Origin of the sequence: Sinobacterium caligoides, assembly GCF_003752585.1 — a bacterium.
In the GTDB taxonomy this organism is placed as follows: domain Bacteria; phylum Pseudomonadota; class Gammaproteobacteria; order Pseudomonadales; family Sinobacteriaceae; genus Sinobacterium; species Sinobacterium caligoides.
The window spans coordinates 1,329,710-1,338,060 of record NZ_RKHR01000004.1 but is presented as its reverse complement, the minus strand read 5'-3'; the positions used below and the strand labels follow the sequence as shown (position 1 = coordinate 1,338,060).

7 protein-coding genes are annotated in these 8,351 nt (G+C 39.2%); 1 reads left to right on the top strand and 6 read right to left on the bottom strand.

The genetic code is table 11. From position 1 onward, the window contains the following. Positions 1-190: 190 nt before the first annotated feature. A complete protein-coding gene (locus EDC56_RS12460; protein ID WP_148059405.1) occupies positions 191-637 on the bottom strand; it encodes a hypothetical protein in 447 nt (148 codons plus the stop codon). Between the two features lie 333 nt (positions 638-970). Between EDC56_RS12460 and EDC56_RS12455 the strand changes: the two genes are divergently transcribed. Next, positions 971-1,936: an integron integrase gene (locus tag EDC56_RS12455; RefSeq protein ID WP_123712821.1), complete on the top strand. Its 966-nt coding sequence runs from the start codon at positions 971-973 to the stop codon at positions 1,934-1,936. Positions 1,937-2,170: 234 nt separating this feature from the next. On the opposite strand, the gene EDC56_RS12445 is transcribed toward EDC56_RS12455, so the two are convergent. From EDC56_RS12445 to EDC56_RS12430, 5 genes are all read right to left on the bottom strand, one after another. Next, on the bottom strand, positions 2,171-2,701 hold the full coding sequence (locus EDC56_RS12445) for a hypothetical protein (RefSeq protein WP_123712820.1): 531 nt from the start codon (positions 2,699-2,701) through the stop codon (positions 2,171-2,173). Beyond that, the gene (locus EDC56_RS19955; RefSeq protein WP_281273362.1) at positions 2,698-2,832 is read right to left on the bottom strand and encodes a hypothetical protein; all 135 of its coding nucleotides are present in this window, start codon (positions 2,830-2,832) and stop codon (positions 2,698-2,700) included. Before EDC56_RS19955 ends, EDC56_RS12445 begins: the two co-directional genes overlap by 4 nt. 312 nt (positions 2,833-3,144) lie before the next feature. After that, entirely contained in the window at positions 3,145-6,471 is a 3,327-nt protein-coding gene (locus EDC56_RS12440; protein ID WP_123712819.1) for a DEAD/DEAH box helicase, read from the bottom strand. Between the two features lie 2 nt (positions 6,472-6,473). Beyond that, the gene (locus EDC56_RS12435; RefSeq protein ID WP_123712818.1) at positions 6,474-7,304 is read right to left on the bottom strand and encodes a Hachiman antiphage defense system protein HamA; all 831 of its coding nucleotides are present in this window, start codon (positions 7,302-7,304) and stop codon (positions 6,474-6,476) included. A gap of 377 nt (positions 7,305-7,681) precedes the next feature. After that, positions 7,682-8,350: an HAD family hydrolase gene (locus EDC56_RS12430; RefSeq protein ID WP_123712817.1), complete on the bottom strand. Its 669-nt coding sequence runs from the start codon at positions 8,348-8,350 to the stop codon at positions 7,682-7,684. Position 8,351: the final 1 nt, after the last annotated feature.

The window sequence follows — 8,351 nt, the reverse complement described above, 5'->3', positions numbered from 1 at the left end:
AGATAACCCACCCAAAAGACTAACGGTAAAATAACGACTACTACGACTAAATTTACTATCAGAAATTTCACGCTACCTCCCGTAGCCATAACGCCCGCAGCAACTGAAAAATGGTGTGACGGCCGTTTTGCGGCTTTTTGCAAAACGGATGACGCACCAATTTTTCAGATTGCCTGCGATTGTTATGTTTTTATTCATTCCATGCGACGCCGAGCTGGGTAGCTAACACAAAGTCGCTAAATTCAATGTAGAAAGTTATTGATTCAGATCCGTCTTCATCGAGAAACCTAACAAGTGTGTGATCCTGGCTTATGAGGCGATTCCACGGACCATCTTCAATATCTGCGGTAGATATAAGCCCATAATACTCTACAAGGTTCCAATCTATATTTTCAGTGGATCTTGTCTTCGACTTTGATATTTTCTTATAAATCAAATCCACGATCAATTTATATACAGAATGATAATTTTCGATGCTTTTTGATATCACTCTTCCATTTGTTTCAATACCCTTAATATCACCGTCAACTATATCTTCAAGTGGTAATCCGCCTCCTACCAACTCAGCCGAAAATAGGCGTTTTGGGCAATCGAGAAAACACCTGACAGCATTCAAGAAACCATCAAGTTCTAGCACAGCAGGTAAAGCCGGATGAACACTCAAATTACGACTGATGGTCGATACCTCGCTGAAACATAACATTTGTATATGACGCTAGCATATATAGTTTTATTGTTTATATCCCTTGATAGTACCTTAACCTATTGTTATTTCAATTCTTATTTGTCGTTTTTGCAAAGATAACCCTGCGGCAAACTGTGCCTGCCCTACTATTTCACTGTTCTGGAAATAATAGGCGAAACGCAGACTCTATAGGCTACTGATTATATGTACTATTTTTTTCTTACTTGTATTGAGTGCAATAACACCTAATATACCTGTATATGCATACAGTGCTGTGGAGGTGTGATGGCTAGCCGTTTTATTGAGTCTGTTCGTCAGGATATACGGCTACGGGGTTATAGTATTCGAACAGAGAAAACGTACCTTTACTGGATTCGTAACTACATTCGTTTTCATCAGTACAAGCATCCACGTGACATGGCTGGTGACGAGGTAAAGCAGTTCTTAACGTTTTTAGCGGTTGAGCGTCATGTTGCGATTAACACGCAAAAAGTCGCCCTTAATGCTTTGGTTTTTTTATACCAAAAGTTTATGGCGAGGGAGTTAGGGGAGCTTGGTTTTAGCTTGGCCACTAAACAGCGCTCTCTTCCTGTGGTGATCACACGGCATGAGATAGCATGTATTCTAAGTCAGCTACAGGGGCGTGATCGATTAATGGTACAGCTTATGTACGGTAGTGGTTTACGTGCAACAGAGTGCCTTCGTCTTAGGGTGCAGGATATCGATATGGTCAACTGCTCGTTAACAGTACGTGACGGCAAGGGGCATAAAGACCGACAGACCTTGTTGAGCCCTCAGTTATTGGGGTCGATTCAATCCTGTATAAATAAAGCACTTGAGTGTCAAAGAAGGGATAATAAATCCCATGTGGGTCCCTCCCTTCCTGATGCCTTGGGGCGAAAATACCCACGGGCAATTTATCAACCTGCTTGGATGTTTGTTTTTCCGGCGAGATCAACATGCCACCACCCGATATCTGATGTGCTCTGCCGTCATCACTTTCATCAAAGCGGGTTACAGAGAATCGTTAAGCAGGCGGTGAAAGCCGCAGGTATTGACTATAAACGGGTGGGTTGTCACACCTTTCGTCACAGTTTCGCCACCCATATGCTTGAGGATGGTGCTGATTTGCGCACGATACAAGAGTTGCTAGGCCACAACGATGTTAAAACCACACAGATTTATACCCATGTTTTGGGTCAGCACTACACCGGCAATGTCAGTCCGCTCGATCGGCTGACGGTGCCGTGATTATTTGCCGATAATCGAGTCTTATACCGCGCTGTGCCAGTTCAGTACCGTCCAATTCGGCTGGTCGGCGTGGGCGCGCAGTTGGCGGCAGGGGTTGACTAGGTAGGTGTGGTCGGCGTATTCGCACAGCGGCAGGTCGTTGATTGAGTCGGTGTAAAAATGAATCTCGCTGTAGTATTTAACGATGGGTGTCTTAGTTATTGTTAGTAATTGTATTCCGACAACAGCGCCTTGTTACGTTGCACTTATACGGGCCTGATGGTTAAAAAATAATACCAGATTACGCGCTGTGGTTACTTTGCCGTAGTATGGGTTACTTTCGTAGCTCTCAAGGCTTCGGCCTGTTCGTTGTGCGATTTCCTTTGATAAATCTAAATTTAGATCATCTTCATCAAGCATCAAAGTATCAAATAAACTGTCCATAGCTTTGATAGGAACATTTTGCCTTGTAGGAAGCGCTGCTTGAAGTTGCTCATAAACAGCCCGAATGATCCAGGTATCTACTACCTTAGGATCAAACTCCCTCGCGAACTCACAAATAGATAAACGACCCCGCTCTTTGCACAAAGCTAAGAAATGTTTCTCAACTTTTGGCTGATCGATTTTACTCCAAACAATTAGAATTAAAGCTATGCCTGCAAGAACCACAAGATACATAGGCTGGTAAATAGTAATAACCATAGCAATTGCAAGTAGACCAATCAAAGCAGGTTTACTTGCTTTTCTGGGCTCATACTTGGGCATAAATCTTGATGCTTTCTTCATGCTTTACCTTGTAACATAACGCTGCCTACAGCGGCTGAGCTCAGCGAAGTCCAGCCAGCTTTGCTGGTGATGCTGCTTGGCTTGTTATAGCTGGGCTTGGTGTATTGTTGCTGATTGTGAAGTAAGTCCATGCTAACTGCCGCTAAGCTGTGTTGTTAATTATTTGAGGGATACAGTACCGTACTAATGGCTGGATGGAAAGTTACAAGAGGCTGATAGCTGGTAGGGTTTACGATGGCTATGGTGGGGAGTGGTGGTGCCGATAGATGGCTGGTATAAGCAAGGTTAGAGCTTATCCAGACACCCACCTTCACCGTCTCTAAGTGCAATATAATTGTATATATGCGACATAATAACTATGGGTGTCTTAGTTAATTTGACGATTATGCTCTTACCCTAAAGTACTAAATCCTGATTCCCGTCATAAATAGCTATAGAACTTATTACTGACCCCTAACTTTCATTTCCCAAATCTTCCCATTGCGACCAAAAAAAACTTTGGAGTTATTTGATACATCCTCAAAAGGTAAGTCTTTTGAGGATGTAATTGCTATTTTATCTTCAAAGTCAGGGCTACATAAATAAAGCTTATTATTAAATTTTCTAACATTTAATATTGCACTCTTCGTAGGTTCAGTTAGCGTAAAATCAACGATTTCAGTAATGGGTATATTAACTTCTTTAGATAATCCAATATCAAATAATTCAACCCATTTAAGTGTAGTCTCAGTACAAAATAACTCAATATCTATTTTGTGTTTGTTTAGCAAGTCAAGTAATTTTGATTTGTTAATACCTTTCATTTTACCACTTAAAACACTGCTCAAATCTAAAGCAGCAACCCTAGATTTGACTCCAGTCAAATAAATCTGAATTGCATCGATATTGGGAACACCAACTTCACTATATAAAGCCAACTCTTCCATTAGTTCAGCTTCTTCGTCTAAACCTAAATCATATAATTTTCTTACAATTGCGTTAATCGCCCAAGGTAATGTCATCGAAAAATAAGAAACACAAATTTCCTGACCATTTTCAAAATCTGTTATTTCAGAAAGTGGTGCTGCACTTAACCACTTCTCACGAACCTTATTTATTTCTCCGTCATCAAAACGATGTTTAAAAGAAACAGTAGGCATTTTCTGAATCAAGTTTTCAATACATTTTGAAAATTCAATGAGGTTATTAACACCTTTGTCTGATTCATTATATATAGTAGTTATTTCCTTGATATGGTCTATATAATTATCTAATACTGTCGAAGAACTCAATGGTATTCCTGACTTTACGATGCTTTCCCAATTTGAAGGGTCGCCAGCCATTTTAACTACTGCTTTATTTCTACGTTTAAGAAATTCAATCACCTCATCTTGCGATACTTCTTCATCCTTTTCAGCCTGAATATGGGCAAGAGAACAACGAAATACATCGTCAATCCAACTTGAAGGGTCTGCGCTGAGGGATGCGTTATTTTTGTAATCTAAAGCAAGTAATGTGTCATCGAGCCAATCAAAAATCTCTATAAAGTTAGAGGAATAATCTCTATCCCCCTCTTTTAATGTTGAAAAATCATTATCAGCTACTAATTCTAATAACAAATCAAAACTAACCTTGCATCTAGCTGCAACACTTTTTAATGTCTTGATCATAGCCAATAGACCGCTTTGTGCGTGCTCCATTTTAGAAATATCAAAATATGATTCACAAAGTTGAAGATCTCGCTCTTTGCTCCAGTTTGTTTCATCTATACAGTATAAAACTTTACCTTCAATATCAGAAAAAGCGCGTCCTGCTCGGCCTGCAATATTCCAAAAATCTTTTGAGCCTATTCTTCTTTCTTCTTGGTGATTCATAAATACATCAGAGAATATCACCGTAGATATACCAATGTTTACACCTTGTCCAAGACTAGAGGTAGAAACAATTACTTTTACCTTTTCCGAGCGCATTAATTGCTCTATGAGGACTCTAACTTCTGTTGGTAATTTTCCAAAATGGCAAAGAACACCATATTCAGCTAACGTAAATATCTCTTCAGCTCCAGCTTCGCAGCAAGCTAGTTTGAACGTCTCAAGAAGGTTTACATTTCGATAACTATGCTTTTTAACTGTCCCACCCATTGCTTTAAGTACTCTCCGAGCACTAGTCAGAACATACCGAGCCTGTGCTACAAATAACAATACAGTCCCTGATTGGGATACCTTTAAAGCTAATGAAGCTATCCCCTCACCTTTATTGCTTGGGAAATATTTTGTTCTTGCTTTTGGCGGTAGAAACTTTTCAATAAAGTTCTGATTAAATGATTTTGGTTCACCTAACCACTCTATATTTATATTTTTAGCATGCGTCCATTTTGCAATCCCAAATCTTTTGTTAGCAATTGTCTTATCTGTTTCATAGATATTGTTTTCGTCATTAGAAATCCATTTCGATATGTCTTTTGTGTTAGGTAATACCGCAGACAATAAAATAATTTTGCCATCATTTTTCTTAATATGATGTTTAAGCTCCTCAATAAAAAGCTCAATTTTAATTAACCTTTCATCTGCGCCAAGCAAGTGACCTTCATCTATAATTAATAAATCTATACCATTGGCTATATCTTCATCTGCTCTTATAATTGCCTTAGCTTTTTCAGGCGTGGCTATAATTACATTTGAATTTTCGATCAAGGCTTTATCTAATTTACTGTATTGCCCCCCTCCATATAATAATGTCGTTGTGAAACCTAAAGGTGAGAACATTTTATCCATTGACTCTTCTACTTCATAAGATAATGAACGAAATGGTGCAAGGTAGAGTACTTTAGAGTTCGGGTTATTAACCAGTGCTTCTAAAATAGCAATTTCTGAAATTCTGGTTTTACCACTACTAGTAGGCAAGCTAAGTACGATTTCAGAAGAGTTCTGCATAGCTTGTACTGCGTTATATTGTGCATAAAACATTTCTGTTATTGGTGGGTCGTTTAAGGCTAATTGAGTCACATAATTATCAGTTATTTTATGTTCAATTAATTTAGGTAAGACGCTCCAGAATGAGTATTTATAAAACGTGTTTATCAAAATGATTAATAGTCGAGCTATCCACCAAGTAACTGGTTCTTCATCAATAGATGATAACTCTTTGATGTCATTTATATAGTCTTTAGCAATGGCGAGAAACTCTTCTTTACCTGAATAAATATATTCTAAGATCAAGTTAAGAGCTTTAGATAATATGGCTGAGTAATACTTGCTGTTTTTCTCTAGTTCGTCCTCAAGCTGGCTAATTGAGTCATCTAAATATTCATCGTTTAACTGAACTTTATTTATTTCATGAAGTAAATTCTTGAAATCTTTTTTTAAAAAGCAACTAACTAAGTTAATTAGTGGTGAGGTGGCCTCAGCTTTTTTTATAACAATGAAAGATTTGGAGTATTGCGCTGCCAAGTAAAAAGATAAGCTGCTAATAACTAGTAAAAAATTGCTATTGTCATTATTAATGCTATCAGGTGAATTAATGTAGTGAATAATGTCTCCTGCTTTTTCAAAAGCAGTGCTAGCAGTGTCACTATTTTCACCTTTCTCCCTTAAGGCACACCCAATTGAAAGATATGTAAATGCTATTCCAGTTATTCTTTCATCTAGCCCATCAGTAAAATTTGGGAAATTTTCTTCAGATTCTTTTACTTCTAATAATATATTTTTTGCACTCGATTGCGCTATCAAGTTTTGTACAAAGCCATCACTCTCAAATTCAGCAAATAATTCCCGTGCTTTATCTATATTCACAATTAGTCCATTATCATTTTTAATGCTTCTGCAAAACTATCTTTCACTAGTTTCGCTGGATTGTCTTCCCCAAAGGAAATTACTACAAGGTTCTCATTCTCAGATTTTAAATGCTTCTCTATAGTTTTATAAACATTAATATCACTGTGATAAAAGCCAACATAAGTGATAGGCGTTTTAGACTTGTGAATATTGGAAATGAGGTCATCAATTTCATTAGATAGATCAACCGCCCCCATTTCTTCTAGTCTATTGCAAACAAAAGTTAAGGAAATAGGTAAATTTTTTGTTAATAAAGAACTAACTATATCATCTAGAGCTTGCTTGCTTTTAGTTGTCCTGAACTTAGCTTCCCCCATAATAATATTGCTCTGGATATTGTCTTTTTCAAAGAGTAAAATGTCATCCCCTTTCATAGACTGCTCTATGTTAGGGTTGTAATGAAGTTTATAAACTAATAATTCTAAGCCCGTAGATGCGCTTAAATATTCACCTAAGATTATCTCACCAAGATTACCTTTCTGTGTTGTAGCTGATTTAATCGGAAATGGAACTCTACCTTCCATGTAATCAGTAAAATCATGTTTCTCTAATATTTTTTTCTTTTGTTCTATTCTTGCTAGTTGTAATGAAGTGGCATGGTGTTTTAATATTCTGTCAGACAAATAATCAACAATAGCGCCACTTGCGAGACCTTTATTTGTTAACTTTCGATGTTTTTTTTCAGCTGTTGTTGGTGTGTCTTCGCATTCAAACCAATCAAAGAAAACGCCAGAAGTTGGATGTTCTCCAATTAATTTGCTTTGTTCTGACTTTTTATTAACTTTTGCCATAAACTTATTTTATCGCTACAACAATAATTGTCGCTAGCTACCTTTTATTTCTTTATTAAGCTTGATGCGCTTATGTACAGTACACCTGTTGAATTACTTGCTAACATTTGTATAAGACACCAGCATATATACTTTCATTATTTATATTCCCCCGATACTACCTCAACCCCTTGTTATTTCAATCCTTATTTACCCTTTCTCGAGGTTCCATCCTACGATCAGGTGTGCCAAGCTAATTATTTAATGATTCGGTAATAGTGGGGTAAACGCCGAGGGGAGCGGTGCTGGATATCATGGCAGGGTTTTGCAATACAGCTACGCAGATTGATAGCCATGTTGTGGGTGCATCGGCAGCATCCTGCCGCCGATGTTGAGTCTTATACCGCGCTGTGCCAGTTCAGTACCGTCCAATTTGGCTGGTCGGCGTGGGCGCGCAGTTGGCGGCAGGGGTTGACCAGGTAGGTGTGGTCGGCGTATTCGCACAGCGGCAGGTCGTTGATTGAGTCGGTGTAAAAATGAATCTCACTGTAGTGTTTGGGCTGTGTTTGCAGCCATTGCTTTAAGCGGGTCACTTTGCCTTCGCGGTAGCTGGGCACACCGACGACCTCTGCGCTGTAGCAGCCCTGGTGTTCGGCCACGTCGATGCCGAGGGCGGTGGCGATGCCTAAGCGGCGGCCGACGGCTTCAACGATAAAGGTGACGCTGGCGGAGATGATCACGCAGTCGATGCCATTACGCTGCAGCTGGGCAATTAACGGTTTTGATTCGATAAATTGTTTGCTGAGAATTTTTTCCTCAACACAGGCGGCGGCGAGTTTTTGTACCTGCGCGATGGGCATCTTGGCCAGCGGTGCCATCGAGAATTGCAGGTAGTCATCCATGTTCATTTTACCCTCGGCATAGAGGGCCATCAGGCGCTCGTCTTCAGCCAGGAAGTTGGCATCGGTGACGATACCTTGCTCGACTAAAAATTGGTTCCACAGCATCGCGCAGTCGGCGTCGATGAGTGTTTCGTCCATATCAAAGACGTATAGAGGTGTCGACATG

Bases quoted from the DNA above. Each gene is read 5' to 3' on its own strand.
- EDC56_RS12455 (WP_123712821.1), top strand. From the start codon at position 971: ATGGCTAGCCGTTTTATTGAGTCTGTTCGTCAGGATATACGGCTACGG.
- EDC56_RS12435 (WP_123712818.1), bottom strand. From the start codon at position 7,304: ATGGCAAAAGTTAATAAAAAGTCAGAACAAAGCAAATTAATTGGAGAA.
- EDC56_RS12430 (WP_123712817.1), bottom strand. From the start codon at position 8,350: ATGTCGACACCTCTATACGTCTTTGATATGGACGAAACACTCATCGAC.
- EDC56_RS12445 (WP_123712820.1), bottom strand. From the start codon at position 2,701: ATGAAGAAAGCATCAAGATTTATGCCCAAGTATGAGCCCAGAAAAGCA.
- EDC56_RS19955 (WP_281273362.1), bottom strand. From the start codon at position 2,832: ATGGACTTACTTCACAATCAGCAACAATACACCAAGCCCAGCTATAAC.